Origin of the sequence: Robertmurraya kyonggiensis, assembly GCF_005116465.1 — a bacterium.
Taxonomy (GTDB): Bacteria; Bacillota; Bacilli; order Bacillales; family Cytobacillaceae; genus Robertmurraya; species Robertmurraya kyonggiensis.
On the sequence record NZ_SWBM01000001.1, the window covers coordinates 1145497 to 1161651 of the forward strand.

The 16155-nt window shown below is 38.1% G+C and carries 15 protein-coding genes; 13 read left to right on the forward strand and 2 right to left on the reverse strand.

The features are described from left to right. Nucleotides 1-262 precede the first annotated feature (262 nt). The 5 genes from FA727_RS05860 (at nucleotide 263) to queE (ending at nucleotide 3884) form a co-directional block, all read left to right on the forward strand. Nucleotides 263-946 carry an N-acetylmannosamine-6-phosphate 2-epimerase gene (locus tag FA727_RS05860; RefSeq protein ID WP_136829862.1) on the forward strand — a complete coding sequence of 228 codons (684 nt, stop codon included), beginning with the start codon at nucleotides 263-265 and terminating at the stop codon, nucleotides 944-946. Nucleotides 947-964: 18 nt separating this feature from the next. Then, on the forward strand, nucleotides 965-1771 hold the full coding sequence (locus tag FA727_RS05865; protein WP_136829864.1) for a MurR/RpiR family transcriptional regulator: 807 nt from the start codon (nucleotides 965-967) through the stop codon (nucleotides 1769-1771). Between the two features lie 265 nt (nucleotides 1772-2036). Further along, nucleotides 2037-2705: a 7-cyano-7-deazaguanine synthase QueC gene (queC, locus tag FA727_RS05870; RefSeq protein WP_136829865.1), complete on the forward strand. Its 669-nt coding sequence runs from the start codon at nucleotides 2037-2039 to the stop codon at nucleotides 2703-2705. Next, the gene (gene queD, locus FA727_RS05875) at nucleotides 2702-3175 is read left to right on the forward strand and encodes a 6-carboxytetrahydropterin synthase QueD (protein ID WP_136829867.1); all 474 of its coding nucleotides are present in this window, start codon (nucleotides 2702-2704) and stop codon (nucleotides 3173-3175) included. Before queC ends, queD begins: the two co-directional genes overlap by 4 nt. Next, nucleotides 3168-3884: a 7-carboxy-7-deazaguanine synthase QueE gene (gene queE / locus FA727_RS05880; protein WP_136829869.1), complete on the forward strand. Its 717-nt coding sequence runs from the start codon at nucleotides 3168-3170 to the stop codon at nucleotides 3882-3884. The genes queD and queE overlap by 8 nt, the downstream gene beginning before the upstream one ends. A 38-nt stretch (nucleotides 3885-3922) precedes the next feature. On the opposite strand, the gene FA727_RS05885 is transcribed toward queE, so the two are convergent. After that, complete coding sequence (locus FA727_RS05885) at nucleotides 3923-5500, reverse strand: long-chain-fatty-acid--CoA ligase (protein ID WP_136829871.1); 1578 nt, start codon at nucleotides 5498-5500, stop codon at nucleotides 3923-3925. A gap of 258 nt (nucleotides 5501-5758) precedes the next feature. On the opposite strand from FA727_RS05885, the gene FA727_RS05890 reads away from it, so the two are divergent. The 5 genes from FA727_RS05890 (at nucleotide 5759) to FA727_RS05910 (ending at nucleotide 11569) form a co-directional block, all read left to right on the forward strand. Next, nucleotides 5759-6943 (forward strand): acyl-CoA dehydrogenase family protein, encoded by a 1185-nt coding sequence (locus tag FA727_RS05890; RefSeq protein WP_136829873.1) that lies wholly within the window; start codon nucleotides 5759-5761, stop codon nucleotides 6941-6943. Between the two features lie 11 nt (nucleotides 6944-6954). Continuing rightward, nucleotides 6955-8115, forward strand: coding sequence for an acyl-CoA dehydrogenase family protein (locus FA727_RS05895; protein WP_136829875.1), 1161 nt, complete (start codon nucleotides 6955-6957; stop codon nucleotides 8113-8115). A gap of 43 nt (nucleotides 8116-8158) precedes the next feature. Further along, nucleotides 8159-9049 (forward strand): R2-like ligand-binding oxidase, encoded by an 891-nt coding sequence (locus tag FA727_RS05900; RefSeq protein ID WP_136829877.1) that lies wholly within the window; start codon nucleotides 8159-8161, stop codon nucleotides 9047-9049. Between the two features lie 184 nt (nucleotides 9050-9233). Further along, entirely contained in the window at nucleotides 9234-10604 is a 1371-nt protein-coding gene (locus FA727_RS05905; protein WP_136829879.1) for an MFS transporter, read from the forward strand. Nucleotides 10605-10864: 260 nt separating this feature from the next. After that, nucleotides 10865-11569 carry a YwaF family protein gene (locus FA727_RS05910; protein WP_136829880.1) on the forward strand — a complete coding sequence of 235 codons (705 nt, stop codon included), beginning with the start codon at nucleotides 10865-10867 and terminating at the stop codon, nucleotides 11567-11569. A gap of 47 nt (nucleotides 11570-11616) precedes the next feature. Here the strand turns inward: FA727_RS05910 and FA727_RS05915 are convergent, their stop codons facing one another. Continuing rightward, nucleotides 11617-12015: a cytidine deaminase gene (locus FA727_RS05915; RefSeq protein ID WP_136829882.1), complete on the reverse strand. Its 399-nt coding sequence runs from the start codon at nucleotides 12013-12015 to the stop codon at nucleotides 11617-11619. A 377-nt stretch (nucleotides 12016-12392) separates the two neighbouring features. On the opposite strand from FA727_RS05915, the gene FA727_RS05920 reads away from it, so the two are divergent. The 3 genes from FA727_RS05920 to FA727_RS05930 all read left to right on the forward strand — a co-directional run bounded on the left by FA727_RS05920 (nucleotide 12393) and on the right by FA727_RS05930 (nucleotide 16127). After that, nucleotides 12393-13403, forward strand: a complete 1011-nt coding sequence (locus FA727_RS05920; protein ID WP_136829884.1) for a LacI family DNA-binding transcriptional regulator — start codon at nucleotides 12393-12395, stop codon at nucleotides 13401-13403. Nucleotides 13404-13802: 399 nt separating this feature from the next. After that, nucleotides 13803-14663, forward strand: coding sequence for a beta-keto acid cleavage family enzyme (locus tag FA727_RS05925; protein WP_136829886.1), 861 nt, complete (start codon nucleotides 13803-13805; stop codon nucleotides 14661-14663). 438 nt (nucleotides 14664-15101) lie between these two features. Continuing rightward, nucleotides 15102-16127 (forward strand): ketopantoate reductase family protein, encoded by a 1026-nt coding sequence (locus FA727_RS05930; RefSeq protein ID WP_136829888.1) that lies wholly within the window; start codon nucleotides 15102-15104, stop codon nucleotides 16125-16127. Nucleotides 16128-16155 lie beyond the last annotated feature (28 nt).

Consider the following 16155-nt stretch of genomic DNA (forward strand, 5'->3'; position numbering starts at 1 on the left):
CGAATGGGTGGAGGAATAGTAAATCGTAATTAACTCACGGTTTTAAAAATATTTAGCCAAGTGCTTTGCTACCTCCACTCTAATATTGATTCTGAATATTTGTAGGAGACTACAGTATTGATTTCCAAGTTCAGTTAAGCTGTCAAAAGAAAAGATTTTATTGAGAAATTCTACTATATTAACAAGATAGATAACTGTTTTTTATGACTCAACCGTAATAGAACATCAAGTAAAAATTACAGACTTAGTAGGTGACTTCTATATGTTAGAACAAATATCCCATGGACTTGTTGTTTCTTGTCAAGCACTAGAAAACGAGCCACTTCATAGTTCATATATTATGTCAAAAATGGCACTGGCTGCAAAGTTAGGAGGAGCTGTAGGTATTCGAGCTAATTCGAAACAAGATATAATTTCAATTAAGAAAGAAGTGAATCTTCCTGTTGTTGGAATAGTAAAAAGAGACTATTCAGACAGCGAAGTCTTTATAACTGCTACAAAAAAAGAAGTTGATGAACTAATAGAGTCAGGTTGTGAAATGATTGCTATGGACGCAACACTGAGAGAGCGTCCTAATGAAACAACATTATTAGAATTAGTTTCGTATGTTCGAGAAAAAAACGCAAAAGTTCAACTGATGGCAGACATCGCTACCGTAGAAGACGCTATACAAGCAGAACAATTAGGGTTTGATTGTGTATCAACAACCTTATATGGATATACAAAAGAGACAAAAGGATATAAACTATATGAGAATGATTTTGAATTTTTAAAAACAATCCTTAAGAATGTCTCAATACCAATTGTTGCTGAGGGAAATATCATCACTCCAGAAATGGCAAAAAATGTACTTCGCATTGGTGCATACTCTGTTGTGGTAGGTGGAGCAATCACTAGACCGCAGCAAATAACGAGTCGTTTTGTTGAAGAAGTAATGAGGGATTGAAATTGAAAGGAGTAATCAATGGTTACACTCTTGAAGGAAATCCAATCGAAATATGCTTCCTTCTCAGACAAAGAAAGAGGCATAGCGGATTATTTACTTTCTTCTCCAACAGAAGCATCGCAAAGTAATATTAAAGATATAGCTGACAAAACGGGTGTATCAGTTGCCACAGTAACTCGTTTTTGCAGAAAGGTGTCTTGCAAAAATTTTGTTGAATTAAAAGTAAAGCTAGCAAGAGAAACTCGGCATGAAGAAAGTGAAGATATAGATTCTTTAATTAGGCGTCAATATATCGATATCTTTACTGATATGCAAGGTCTAAATAATTCTGATGCATTAACTAAGGCGCTCAAATTAATTACAAATGCAAGACGTATATATATCTACGGGCTCGGAAGCTCAGGACTCGCAGCTCAAGAATTAAATTATCGATTAAGTAGGATGGGTTTTGATTGTGAAGCGGTGACAGATCCACACTTAATGATCATTAGAAGTACTTTACTAAAAAAAGGGGACTTACTCATAGCTTTTTCACGTTCTGGTCAAACAAGAGAATTGATAACTTCTGTTAAAAAAGCAAAAAGTAATGGAGCAATGCTTGTATCGCTGACTGCATATGGTAATACTCATTTGACAAAGTTATCTAATGAAGTACTATGGACAATTCATCCTGGAAGAAATTCATATTTATCAACGGGTTTAGACCTAAGCGCACTTTACCTTATTGATTTAATAAGTTTACATTTTTTGAATGACTTAAAAAGGAAGAAAATATATCATGAGACCATTTCGATTATATCGTCAGAAGCATATATTGAAGAATAGCATCCAAAAGGGTGCTCTTTTTCTTTATTTTAGAAGGGCAATGATTAAAGATAGTCAACTTAGGATAACCAAGGTGATTACCTTATGATTCATACTATAACCCTATAGCCCTTCGTATGAGATTATGTTATTATTATTTCAACAAAATAAAATTCCGTCCTCAAAAAACGGTAGAGGTTCTAGCACCCCTCTTTAAAAAAACTAAGAGGAGGCAGTACTTCATTCTTGGGGTACTGCTTTTTCTTTTGAAAAAGGAGATTTTCAAATGTTAAAAGATGAAAAAGCAATTGTTGTATTTAGTGGTGGGCAAGATAGCACAACCTGTCTATTTTGGGCGCTGAAGACGTTTAAAGAAGTAGAGGCTGTGACGTTCAACTACAATCAACGCCACAAACAGGAAATTGATTGCGCCATCGAAATCGCCAAAGAACTTAATGTAAGACACCATATATTAGATATGAATTTATTGAATCAGTTAGCACCAAACGCTCTAACAAGAGATGACATCGAGATCAAGGAAGGTGAAGATGGGGAGTTACCTTCAACATTTGTTCCAGGTCGAAACCTTATTTTCCTATCCTTTGCAGCTGTGTTAGCTAGTCAAGTTGGTGCAAAGCACATCATTACTGGCGTATGTGAAACTGATTTTAGCGGATACCCAGATTGTCGTGATTCTTTTGTCAAATCGTTAAATGTGTCAATCAATCTGTCCATGGATAAGGAGTTTGTGATTCACACACCACTAATGTGGTTAGACAAGGCCGAGACTTGGGGACTTGCAAATGACTTGAATGCATTAGACTTTGTCCGTGAAAAAACATTAACCTGCTACAACGGAATGATTGGTGATGGATGTGGCGAATGTCCTTCATGCAAGCTCAGAGAGAATGGTCTAGATAACTATCTTTCTACGCGAGAAGGAGCTGCGAAATAATGGAGTTCTTCGGATTTAGAGTCGTAGAAAACTTACAAAAAATCGATCAAGATATTCAAAAAAGTGAGCTTCAATATCATAAGAAACGCGTACTAGTGAGCAAAGAGTTCATGTTTGATGCTGCTCATCACCTTCATTGTTATGAAGGAAAATGCAAAAATCTACACGGCCACACCTATAAAGTCATCGTAGGGGTGAGTGGCTTTGTTAATGAGATTGGTCTTGTAGTCGATTTTGGGGATCTCAAAAAGATGTGGAAAGACGAAATCGAAATCTACTTGGATCATCGCTATCTAAATGAAACATTGCCGAAAATGAATACAACTGCTGAGAATATGGTCGTTTGGATTTATGAGAAATTCAAAGAATCATTGGCAAAATATCCAGATGCTAGAGTAGAATTCATTCGTCTATATGAGACACCTACAAGCTATGCAGAGGCAAGACGGGAGTGGATGGAAGGTGAGTAAAATTCCTGTTATGGAAATCTTCGGACCAACCATTCAAGGAGAAGGGATGGTTATTGGTCAAAAAACGATGTTTGTCCGTACAGCCGGCTGTGATTATTCATGTTCTTGGTGTGATTCGTCCTTCACATGGGATGGTTCAGGTAAAGACCTAATCAAACAAATGGAAGCAGAAGAAATTTGGGAAGAGTTAAAGAGATTAGGTGGAGACGGATTTTCTTTTGTCACGATCTCAGGTGGAAATCCCGCCCTATTAAAAAATCTTTCCTATTTCGTGACACTATTAAAAGAAAACAATATCCAAATTGGATTAGAAACACAGGGGAGCAAGTGGCAGGATTGGTTCCTAGACATCGACCAACTGACCATCTCACCGAAACCGCCAAGCTCCGGAATGGATACCAATTTTGAAGTATTAGATAGGATTATCGGCAGACTTTCACCATCGAAAACAAGTCTAAAAGTAGTTGTGTTTGATGACAAAGATTATGTCTACGCCAAACAAGTTCACCTTCGTTATCCCGATATTCTATTTTACCTGCAGGTTGGAAATGATGATAGTAAAACAATAAACACAGCATCTCTAGTCCATCATTTATTGAAGAAATATGAATGGCTCATTGATAAAACTATTGAAGATCCTGAGCTGAAAAATATACGAGTACTTCCGCAATTGCACACTTTGATTTGGGGCAATAAGCGAGGGGTATAAAAAACCACAACAAATGAGACCCTGATATAGCTATTCAATCAGGGTCTGTTTTTTTTCAATAATATTTCGTCATGTTTCTCCACATGCATATCTCTTAATTTCTTCTTTAATATCTTCCCAACACCGTTTCTTGGGAGTTGCTGAACAAAATAGACTTGCTTAGGTGTTTTATATTTTGCTAGTTTTTCTTGGCTAAATAGAATAATCTCTTCACTAGTCACTTCAAAACCCGTTTTCTTTACAACATAGGCTACGATTTCCTCACCCATTTTTTCATCAGGTAAGCCAACGACCGCCACTTCCGAAACAGCTTCATGTTTCACGAGGACTTCTTCTACATCTCGAGGGTAAATATTAAGTCCACCCCGAATAACCAGATCCTTCTTACGATCAACAATGTAGAGGTATCCATCTTCATCCATCCGAACGAGATCACCCGTATAGAGCCATCCTTCTCTTATCGTACTTTTCGTTTCTTCTACTAAACCATAATAACCTGGCGTCACATTATCACCTTTTACAAGTAATTCACCAATTTCTCCGCGTGGGACATCGCCCCCGTGCTCATCCACGATTCTAACTTGCACACCTGGAATAGGTACACCTACGGAGCCATATTTAACAGGCATCCCATTTCTACTAGTTGTAACAATGGTCGTAGCTTCAGATAGTCCATAGCCTTCGCGAATCTCTGCATTAAATTTGATCTTAAATGCGTCAATAAGTGCAATTGGTAGAGATGCCGAACCGCATGCTACCGATTCCAAACTACTTAAATCATAATTCTCAGCATGAGGGGAGGCGACCATGGCGTGAATCATGGCTGGTACTGCAGCAAATGACGATACTTTGTGCTTCTCAATACTTTCAAAAATTTGTTCGACATCAAATTTAGAAAATATCACAACTGAATTTCCAGATAGAATATTAGAGTTCATCATCGTGAAACCAAATGCATGAGCAAGTGGCAACACTCCTAATGTCGTCTTTCGGTTTAATGGCCCTTTTTCCATTGCTAAATCATAGGTTGTTTTCGTATTACTATACAGATTTTTATGTGTAAGCATTACGCCTTTCGGTCTGCCTGTTGTACCAGAGGTATAGAGGATAACGGCAACATCATTCTCCTCTGCATCTTTTATGATTTCATTCGATTCATCAACCGAATCGAGCGTTTCATGAAGAAGGAGCATTTCATGTTGGAATAGAAGGGAAGGGTCGTCAATTTCGTCTACAACGATAAAAAGTGGTGTATAAGATAGGCCCTTAGCTGCTTCAAGGAATTTTGGTAGGATGTGAGAAGATGTAAATACTGCCTTAGCTTTAGAATCATTAAGAATATAGTGAATTTCACTAGCATGTAATAGATGAAGAACAGGTATGACAATGCTTCTGGAGCGTAGGATACCTTGGTATGAGTAGATAACTTCTGGGCAATTGGGGATGCTGACAACGATTCGTTCTCCATCAGTCATGCCGAGATCTCTTAACATCACCGAAACCTTTTTAGCGTATTTTTCAACATCAAGATTGGTGTATACCTGATTCTCGAAATAGAGGAAGGGATATTCACCATACTCTCTTTTGGAAAAATCGATTAAATGAGTGAGAAGCATATTAAACCTCCTTACGCAATGTATACGCTTACAAAATATCTTATGTAGTTCCATTCATCTAAGAGAAAGATAACAAATATGTGTTGAATAGTCAAAATATTTATAATATTATTAAAACTAATCTAGGATTCATATACTGTAAATGACATAATTGAAAGTCTACCACTATTATTTTTACCATAGATTGAAGTTAAGGGGGGAATAATCGAATCTTATTTACCTTATTGTATCAAAAATTAAGTAAAAGAGGTGGTACATATGGACCTTTCATTTAACGAAAAACAGGAAGAGTATAGGCAGCATTCGAGAGAATGGCTCATCCATAACATTCCCAAAGGATGGGGCACACCAGAATTTGAAATGCCCGATGATGAATCTGAACGTGGAAAACTATTAAGAAACTGGGATCGAAAGTTGTATGAGGGTGGCTTTGCGGGTATATCTTGGCCAAAAGAATATGGTGGGCAAGGGCTTACTCATGTGGAAGAAATCATTTTTGACGAAGAAGCGGGTAAGCTCAATGCACCAGGCGGAATTAACGTTCTAGGGAAATTGCTATTCGCCCCAACCCTTATGTTGTTTGGTACAGAAGAACAAAAACATCGATTTCTTCCCCCACTTTTAAAAGGAGACGAGGTCTGGTGTCAAGGATTCTCGGAGCCAAACGCCGGTTCTGACTTAGCTGCCATACAGACGCGTGCTGAACTAGTTGGAGACAGATGGGTGATCAATGGTCAGAAGGTCTGGACTAGTTTCGCCCACCATGCAGATTGGTGTTTCATGTTAGCGAGGACAGACAATGAGCTTCCTAAACATAAAGGAATCACGCTTTTCCTTGTTCCGATGAATAGCGAAGGGATCACCGTTCGTCCTTTGGTTCAAATCAATGGCAATCGAGATTTTAATGAAGTCTTCTTTGATAATGTGTCAATTCCGCAAGAAAATGTGGTTGGTGGCATTAACAATGGCTGGAATGTAGCCATGGGCACACTAGGATTTGAAAGAGGAACATTAGCACTTGGTCGACAGGTTCGTTTTCAAAACGAATTCAATACTTTAGTCCAAATAAGTAAATCATTGAATAAGAATGGCGAAAACATTAGTCAAAATAGCTATTACCGTCAACAGTTGGCGGAGCTATTTGTTGAAATCCGTATCCTTCGTTATCACGGACTGAAAACGATCAGTCAGCTCTTAAACGAAGGGAAGTTAGGACCTGAAGCGTCTTTGCAAAAATTGTTCTGGTCAACGATGCATTTGAACATGGGCAAACTCGGGTTAGAGGTATTGGGTGAAGAAGGGCCTTATATGGGAAAAGAGAGTGTAGGACGTGGCGTGTTACAGGATATTGATTTAGGTTCTCGCGGGGAAACCATTTATGCAGGAACTTCACAGATTCAAAAAAATATCATTGCTGAACGAGTACTCGGCATGCCAAGGTAAGGGGTGAGAGGATGTTTTTTGGACTTAATGATGAAGAGAAGATGCTTAGAAGAAGTGTAGGAGACATGTTTAAAGATAAGAACACGATCGAACATGTGCGAAGCTTTATGGAAGACAAGACGATGTCAAAAGAGATGCAGAAACTATTGGGTGACCAAGGACTACTCGGAATCATTGATTTAGATGGTTCGGATGAAAACGGAAAAGGGATTGTTAACGCTATATTAGTCGCTCAAGAGGCAGGTAGACATCTATTAACCTATCCATTGTTAGAAACGATGGTAGGACTGTCTGCACTAAAAACGTGTAGCAACCATACGAGTGTAGTAAATGAAATCGAAAATGGGAAAAAGGTAATAACGATTGCATGGGTGAACGTTGATGCAAAGTCCAGAAAGACGGAGAATGGGTATTGTTTAGATGGGACATTGAGGGAAGTTCCATTTGCCAAGGATGCGGATGTTATTTTGGCCAATGTTCGAGTACTTGGAAAAGGTCGTACTCCATCTGAAGAAGAAACATTGGTTGTTATAGATCCAAAAAGTACGAATCTTGTCATTCGAGACGCCAATTCCATTGATTTGACGTATCCACTGTTTGATATAAGTCTCTTAAATTATCATTTAGATGAAAGCGCAATCGTAAAAGGGATAGGAATGGGACGCGGCAAACAGCTAATGGACCAAATGAGGAAGCTTGGCGCATTGCTTCTTTCTGCGGAACTTGTGGGATGTGCCGAGCGAGCACTATATGACACGGTTGAATATACGAAACAACGGGCACAGTTTGGAAAATTAATTGGAAGTTTTCAAGCAATGAAGCATATGGCAGCAGACATGTATTTGAAGGTGGAAAGCGGAAAGGCCGCGGTTGAGTATGCTGCTTGGGCCTTAGATTCGGATAATGAGGAAGCCGAACTCGCGATTTCGATTGCTAAATCTTATACATCGAATGCAGGCATCCAAGTTTGTGGAGATGCCATCCAAATGCACGGAGGAATTGGCTTCACATGGGAAAATGAGATGCACCTATTTTTCAAAAGAGCGAGACGAAGTGCGGCAGTTTTAGGAGATAGCTACTCGCATCTTGAAAAGGTGGCGAAAGTAGCCATTGACCAGCTAGAGGAACAACAACAAGTAGCGAATAGAGAAGTCAAATTCGTCGAGGTTTAATTTAAGTAAAATGAAATCGCTTTCAAAAGAAGGAGGGTAAAAAATGAAAGAAAGAGTAATTTTAACGACAAGTAGCAGGGGGATTATAGAAGATTCGTTGCCGTATCGTCTTTACCAAAAGGCGAAGAAATTCGGTGTGTGGAATCCGACTGATATCGATTTTTCACAGGACGCTGAAGATTGGAGAAAAATGAATGATGAACAGCGAGAAGGGATCCTGCGCCTTATTTCGATGTTCCAAGCAGGTGAAGAAGCTGTAACCCTTGATTTGCTCCCTTTAATAATGGCCATAGCGAAAGAAGGACGTTTAGAAGAAGAAATGTTCTTAACCACTTTCTTATTTGAGGAAGCCAAGCACACAGAGTTCTTCCGAATTGTTTTGAATACAATCGGAGAAAAGGGCGATTTATCCCATTTCCATTCCGATACTTATAAAAAAGTATTCTATGAGATTTTGCCAACGGCCATGCAACGGATCGAAACCGATCAATCGCCTGAAGCGATCGCAGAAGCCTCAACGGTCTACAATATGTTTGTGGAAGGCGTTCTTGCAGAAACCGGCTACTATTCATTCTACAATTCTCTTGAAGATATCGGATATATGCCAGGTCTTCTAAAAGGGATTGGGTATTTGAAAAGAGATGAATCAAGGCATATAGGATATGGTACATTCCTATTGCAAAGATTGATCTGTGAGCACCCTCATTTATACGATGTCATTATGAATAAATTACAAGAATTGGCCCCACTTGCCATTCAAATTAATACAGAAGGAAATGAAGGTGCGGAAATTTCAGCATTTGGCAAGCCAATTGAATCAACGGAATTTTCCATGAAACAGCTCCAAGTAAGAATCGAAATTCTGACAAGAGCAAAAGGAAGGAAAATGGAAGACATTTATAGGATGTCTGATGTGGAAGCAGGCGTTTTATAAAATCTTCTATTCAGACAGCCTAAAGGGTACTGAGTCAAAACGGTACCCTTTGCTCCCAAAACACCCAACTGGGTGTCAATTTTGATTGGTTTTCTACTATTTTCATAGTGCGTAAAACACTTAAGCTGTTTTTAGATTCTAGTTTTATCCATTAAAGTTCCGCTTTATCGAAAGGGGAGTCCTTATGCTTGAATCCAAACAAGAGGATATACGGATATATGAATCGCCTGAAATAGAACAGCCAAAACTGAAAGAATTATGGTCTTATGGACTGGGGAGCTTTGGAGTTTATGCCATATCAACATGGATTGGAGCGTTCTTAACCTATTACTATACGGATAATGTCGGGCTTGCTGCCGCTACTGTGGGGACGTTAATGCTAGTGGCTAGATTGTTTGACGGGATAACAGATGTTGGAATGGGTTATATCGTAGATCGAACAAAATCAAAATATGGGAAAGCTCGCCCGTGGTTACTCTGGATTTCTGTTCCTTTTGCAGTTACGACTGTTCTTCTTTTTTCTGTACCCGATATTAGCTACACAGGAAAGCTCGTTTATGCTTACACGACTTACTTCTTATTCATCATCTTTATTACCATGATTATGATTCCTTATAAAACTTTAATGGGTGTTATGACCCAGCACCAACACAGTCGCTCCTTAGCTAATATTTATACAGCAATTTTTACAATGGTTGGAAATTTAATCGTGATGACATTAACTCAACCACTAGTCTCAATTATTGGTTGGACAAATCTCTCCATCCTTTATGGCGTATTATCCATTATTACATTGTTTGTCACTTTCAGACTTGTTCAAGAAAGGGTTGGACTTCAGGGAGAGATGAGTTTAACCGTACCGCTTAAGCAAGGATTAAGTGCATTATTCAAAAACAAGTATTGGTGGATCATCACGAGCTACAGCGTAACATTCAATGCAACAATTGCTCTTACACAGGGAGCAGTCTTATATTACTCTCAGTATATTTTGGGAGATATCAATTATTACCCATTGGTGGGGTTAGCGATATCTGCACCAATGTTAATCGGCCTCTTCTTTGTAGGTCCGCTCGTCAAGCGCTTCGGAAAAAGACAAGTGACAATGGCAGGGTGTCTCTTATTTATGCTCGGAGGAATTATTCGTATGATTGACCCAACCAATTTAACAACGTTTTTGTTAGGTTCTGCGATCGGAGGCTTTGGTGCTATGCCAGGTCTTGCACTTACAGTGGCAATGGTAAATGATACAGTAGAATATGGTGAATGGCAGTTCAAGTTGCGAACAGAAGGCCTTATTAACAGTGCAGCAAGCTTCGGTATCAAGGTAGGATCAGGAATTGGAATGGGCCTAATCGGCTGGTTACTAGCCTTTGGTGGTTACATCGGAGGAGTAGCTGAGCAAACACCTCTAGCAAATCAAATGATCATGGTATTAAACCTCTATATTCCAGTAGCTCTTGTGATCATCCAACTAATACTCCTCTATTTCTTTAAAATTGATCGTATATACCCTGTGATTCTGTCAGATCTTCAGAAAAGAAAATCTTTGAAATAGGTTCTTCTGACAAAATGATTCGGAAAGGGGGGATTATATCATCGGCTGCCTGGCTTTACCTTTTCTTACCGAAGGCTAGTAGCCAAATTAAGTCTTAACGAATTTGTTGGGCGTCAAGTTTGATAGTGCAAAGACAGGGAGTATGAAGTCGGTGTCCTGTCTTTTGTTGAAGTCTATATTTTTCCATAACTGTGTTCTAAAGTATACTTCATGAATAAAATGTTAGAAGCAGTACCTCACCCTATAAAAGAGGTGGTCGCATGTTTTCTGTAACAGAAATGCAGAATTTCACCATGTTTTCGTTCTCACATATCGTGACGTTTCTGTTGTTCCTTCTTGTCTGTTTTGTATTTATCTATTACAGGGCGAAGCTTCAAGCACATAAGGCACTCATCAAATGGACTTTATTTAGTATTTTAATCGTTTGTGAGGTATTACAGCACACATGGATCATTCTCACAGGGCAATGGGAAGTGAAAGAATTGCCATTGCAGCTCTGTTCCCTCAGTACCTTTCTAGCCATCTTTCTATTTTTGAAAAAGAATCAAAAGGTGTTCAACTTGTTATATTTCATTGGATTGCTTCCAGCGATTTTAAGCATGGTCACACCTGAACTCGAATACCATTTTCCTCATTTTCGTTTCTTTAAATATTTCCTTCATCATTCCGCCATTCCATTATCAGTTTTGTATTTTATTCTAATCGAAAATTATCGAGTTCCGAAAAAAGCCATTATCCATAGTTTACTCATTTTAAATATCATCGCCGTTCCAATTTATGTATTAAATCAACTGCTCGACACGAACTTCTTCTACTTGGCGAGCCCAACAGATAACGAAACGATCTTATCTTTTTTTGGCAACGGGATTTGGTATTATATCAATCTGGAAATTGCTGCAATCGTGGTGTTCTGTATAACCTATTGGCCGATGGCGTGGTTGATAAAAAGGGAGAAGACTTTATAAATGAGAAATGGCCAGACCCCAGTGTGGTGGTCTGACCCTTTTTTTCGTCACATATCAAGTGTTGAGAATGCGTAAGGTACTAATTCTTTTAGAGTTAATTCTAATATTTCTTCCTTCTCATTTGTTAAATAAACGGGCATTTCTGGTGAACAGAATTCTACCATTACTTGTCTACAAATGCTACAAGGTGAAAGGTAATCCTGAGTAGCACCAGCCACTGCGATTGCTTGGAAATCACCTTTTTTGTACCCTTGAGCGATTGCGGTAAAAATCGCTGTTCTCTCGGCACAATTTGTTGCTCCAAATGATACGTTTTCCACGTTCACTCCATTAATAACAGTGCCATCTTTCAGTAACAATGCAGCACCAACCGGGAATTTCGAATAAGGAATATAGGCATTTTCCATGATCTTACGAGCACTTTCAACCAATTGTTCTTTATTCATGTTCATTCACCCTTTCAAAATATGTATAAATACAAGAATGTCAACGCTTTATTAGTAGGAGTTCTACTATAATACTTTTATGATTTTTTTGTCAATGAAATATTTTGAAACTTTTACTAAGGTTAAAACTGTCAATCAAATATATGGACCGGCTACTTAAATAATGCATGTCTTTTTACTATGATATTATTACACTTATACTCAGATACCATGTAGCTTATACACACGTTTTGCGTTCAGGACGTCTCAATAAGTTTTTTCATAAGAAAATAGGTTGAAAAGTGAATTTCCTATTATGCTTTAGTTACAAATTGAAAACTTTCAAAATTTAATATAAATTAAAGCTATAGATACGTTTTATGCGGAGGTTATTGTAGATGGCAACGATGAAGGACATTTCAAAAAAAGCTAATGTTTCTCTCTCAACAGTGTCGGCTGTTATAAATCAATCAGCATATGTTAGTCCAGAACTTACGAAACGAGTAACCGATGCAATCAAAGAACTAAATTACAGACCTAATGCAGTTGCACGAAGTTTGAAGAAAAAGAGTACCGAGACGATAGGGGTAATCGTGACAGATATTCTCAATCCATTTTATCCACCAATGATTAAAGGGATTGAAGACGTGGCATTCGATCATAATTTCAATGTCATTCTATGCAATACATCAAATGAACATAATCGAATTTCAACTTATTTAGAACTTATGCTAGAAAAACAAGTTGATGGCCTCCTATTAGCAAATATTGCAACGTCGGCGGACTTAAACGAAATTGAAAAAACAGGGTTAAAATATGTATTAATTAATCGCAAACCTCCATTTTATGATAAAAATTTTGTTGGCATAAATAATACACTCAGTTCCGAACTAGCTGTTAATCATTTAGTGAGACAGGGGTACAAACGAATTGCATTTTTTGGTGGCGACCTAAAAATAAACACGGCAAGGGAAAGAAGATCGGGATTTATCAGTTGTATGATGGAACATGGTCTAGACGTTGATCCAAAGCTTGTGTTTGAAGGGGAATACTCTTTGGACTCTGGATATAATAATGTCAAAAAAATGTTGATGGAAGTGGAGCAGTTACCAGAAGCAATTTGTACCGTGAGTGATGTCGTAGCTTTCGGAGTTATTAAGGGACTTAGAGATGCCGGCATTCGCGTTCCAGATGATATAGCTGTTATGGGAAACGATAATAGTGCTTTTTCTGAACATTTTCTTGTTCCGTTATCTAGCGTGGATCATTCTTCTTATGAAATGGGCAAGCTGTCGATGGAGTTACTTTTACAGGTCATTAAGGAAAAAGAGGCCATGGCTGACAGACAGATTATCCTTACTCCATCATTAGTCGTGCGTGAAAGTTGCGGTGTTAATAGGAATACCTAGGTTTTGTAAGGGTAAGAAAGATGGTTTCATAGAAGAATTAATTCATCTATGAAATTGTCTTTTTTTTTGTTCATTGAATAATTCTCAAAGATAGATAGAATTCCGCTTTTTATTCCCGTTGTACATCTGTAAGTGGGATTCACTGATCTTTTTCTTATTGTTCAAATTTTATTTTTTTGAAAATATTCTGTTGATTTTAAAAACGTTTACATTTATACTAATAATCAAATCAACGAAACGTTTCGCTAATAAAGTAAAAGTGGTGTGTTTCCTATTCACGAACATCATCAATAATGCAATGTAAATAGCTAAAACTCTATACATATTCAACTGAGTAGTATTTCAGTTGTTACCGAAACGTTTCGTTAGAAGTTCTATATTTCAAAGGGGGAATCAATCATGGAAAAGTTAATCATTACTGTTGCACCTACTGGATCACAGACAACACGTGAGCATACTCCTTATCTACCACTTACTCCGAAAGAAATTGCAGACTCCGTTTACGAAGCATGGAAAGCTGGCGCGTCCATCGCTCACATTCATGTTAAAGATGTAAGCGGTAACAATACACTTGACCTGAATACGAATAGAGAAGTTGTTGAACGTATCCAGGACAAATGTGATATCATTATCAACTTAACTACAGCGGGTGGAATTTTCATGAACGATGAAGATCGAATTCGTGTATGTGAATTAAAAACCGAGATGGCTACTTTTGATGCTGGAACCATGAACTTTGGTTCAGACGTATTCCATAACACACCGATCTTCCTAGAAAAATTGGCTAGTAAAATGCAAGAATATTACATAAAGCCTGAAATTGAAGTATTCGATGTTGGGATGATTGATAACACAAAACGAATCATCAGGAAAGGTCTTATTGATCCTCCGTTTCATTTCCAATTCGTGTTAGGTATACACGGTGGAATGGCGGCAACTCCAAAAAATCTCATGTTCTTAGCTGACAACTTACCTGAAGGTTCAACATGGTCTGCAATTGGAGCAAGCAAAGAGCAATTAACGATTAATACGATGAGTATTTTACTAGGAGGCCATGTTCGAGTTGGGATGGAGGACAGTGTATACTTTCGCAGAGGAGAATTGGCCAAGACAAATGCTCAATTTGTAGATAGAATCGTAGATTTATCAACAACGTTAGGAAGAGATATTGCTACGCCAAACGAAGCCAGGAAAATATTAGGACTGGATAAACTAAGAAAATTACGTGACCTAAAAAACGAGTCTGGTGTGGTTAAATAAGGCTCTTTTCGCGAAGATTGTTGCTTTAAGATAATAATTAATTAATTAAAACAGTAAAAGCGCGAAAAGTGCCGTGCAAAAATAATATGAAGCACTGAACTCTGTAGGAAGTGTAAATGTCGGCTTTTGGACATTTACGAAAAAAACAACAATCAAAACGAAAACAGCGTTAAATAATCAAAGAGGAGAAAAATCTACCTTACACGTTAACTCAGCAGCCATAATACTTGTTGATTCTAATGGCATCACTCGCCAAGGAAACCGAACTATATTTTGGCTGCGGGTATAGATGAAAAAATAATGATTGATAATTAGACACTTCATTGTAAGCGATTACAAATAGAACAGGAAATCCTTCGAAAACAGATTTTTACCACATAACATAGGGAAATATTTCATGTACACACCATTCACATTTCAACGAGGAGGAAAAGAAACATGAGAGTCGCAATAATGGGTTCTGGTTCTTTAGGTACAATCATAGGGGCTTTGATTACAGCAGGTGGACAACAAGTAGACCTAATTGATATTAATAAGGAACATGTTGATGCATTAAATCATTCCGGAGCAAAAATTACAGGTTTTATGGATCTAACTGTACCTGTAAAAGCATTATTACCTGATGAAATGACTGACACGTACGATTTGGTCTTTTTACTAACCAAGCAAGTATACAATCAAGTATCACTTGATCAACTACGTCCTCATCTTTCGCCTGAAAGTATCGTTTGCACACTGCAAAACGGAGTACCTGAGGATTCCGTAGCTTCCATAATCGGACGTGAAAGAACGCTCGGTGGAGTAGTAGGATTTGGGGCAGCATGGATAGGGCCGGGTGTTTCAGAACTAGCTACTGAAGAGCACACACTCAAAAGCTATGCGTTCGACATTGGGGAGTTAGATGGAGCGATGACTCCTCGACTTGAGGAAGTAAGAAAGATTTTGGATTTAGTTGGGCATTGCCATGTTTCCGATAATATCATGGGGATCAAATGGGCAAAACTTTTAATGAATGCAACTTTTAGTGGCATGTCAGCAGCACTTGGATGTCGATTTGGCGACGTGTTAGCAAACGAAACGGCCATGTATAGCTTAGCACATATCGCCAATGAAACAATCAAAGTGGCACATGCACATGGAATTAAATTAGAAGAGATGCAAGGAAAAGATATGGAATTTTTAGAACTCCAAGACGAACATGATGTTCCAAATAAAATGGACTTTTACCGTGAAGTCTGGACACCCCATAGCCAAACTAAAGCAAGTATGCTACAAGATTTAGAGAAAAATAGAAAGTCAGAAATTGACTATATTAACGGCTTTGTTTGTAAAAAGGGGGAGGAAGTTGGAATCAAAACTCCTTTTAACAACCTTGTAGTTAAACTAGTGAAAGAAGCTGAGCAAAAGGGGGTTCCTCCAGAGTTCTCACATAATATTAAACACTTTGAGGAAGCTCCAAAATAAAAGAACCAATTTCTAATTGTTTTTCGTT

Bases quoted from the DNA above. Each gene is read 5' to 3' on its own strand.
- FA727_RS05860 (WP_136829862.1), top strand. From the start codon at position 263: ATGTTAGAACAAATATCCCATGGACTTGTTGTTTCTTGTCAAGCACTA.
- FA727_RS05865 (WP_136829864.1), top strand. From the start codon at position 965: ATGGTTACACTCTTGAAGGAAATCCAATCGAAATATGCTTCCTTCTCA.
- queC (WP_136829865.1), top strand. From the start codon at position 2,037: ATGTTAAAAGATGAAAAAGCAATTGTTGTATTTAGTGGTGGGCAAGAT.
- FA727_RS05885 (WP_136829871.1), bottom strand. From the start codon at position 5,500: ATGCTTCTCACTCATTTAATCGATTTTTCCAAAAGAGAGTATGGTGAA.
- FA727_RS05890 (WP_136829873.1), top strand. From the start codon at position 5,759: ATGGACCTTTCATTTAACGAAAAACAGGAAGAGTATAGGCAGCATTCG.
- FA727_RS05895 (WP_136829875.1), top strand. From the start codon at position 6,955: ATGTTTTTTGGACTTAATGATGAAGAGAAGATGCTTAGAAGAAGTGTA.
- FA727_RS05900 (WP_136829877.1), top strand. From the start codon at position 8,159: ATGAAAGAAAGAGTAATTTTAACGACAAGTAGCAGGGGGATTATAGAA.
- FA727_RS05905 (WP_136829879.1), top strand. From the start codon at position 9,234: ATGCTTGAATCCAAACAAGAGGATATACGGATATATGAATCGCCTGAA.
- FA727_RS05910 (WP_136829880.1), top strand. From the start codon at position 10,865: ATGTTTTCTGTAACAGAAATGCAGAATTTCACCATGTTTTCGTTCTCA.
- FA727_RS05915 (WP_136829882.1), bottom strand. From the start codon at position 12,015: ATGAATAAAGAACAATTGGTTGAAAGTGCTCGTAAGATCATGGAAAAT.
- FA727_RS05920 (WP_136829884.1), top strand. From the start codon at position 12,393: ATGGCAACGATGAAGGACATTTCAAAAAAAGCTAATGTTTCTCTCTCA.
- FA727_RS05925 (WP_136829886.1), top strand. From the start codon at position 13,803: ATGGAAAAGTTAATCATTACTGTTGCACCTACTGGATCACAGACAACA.
- FA727_RS05930 (WP_136829888.1), top strand. From the start codon at position 15,102: ATGAGAGTCGCAATAATGGGTTCTGGTTCTTTAGGTACAATCATAGGG.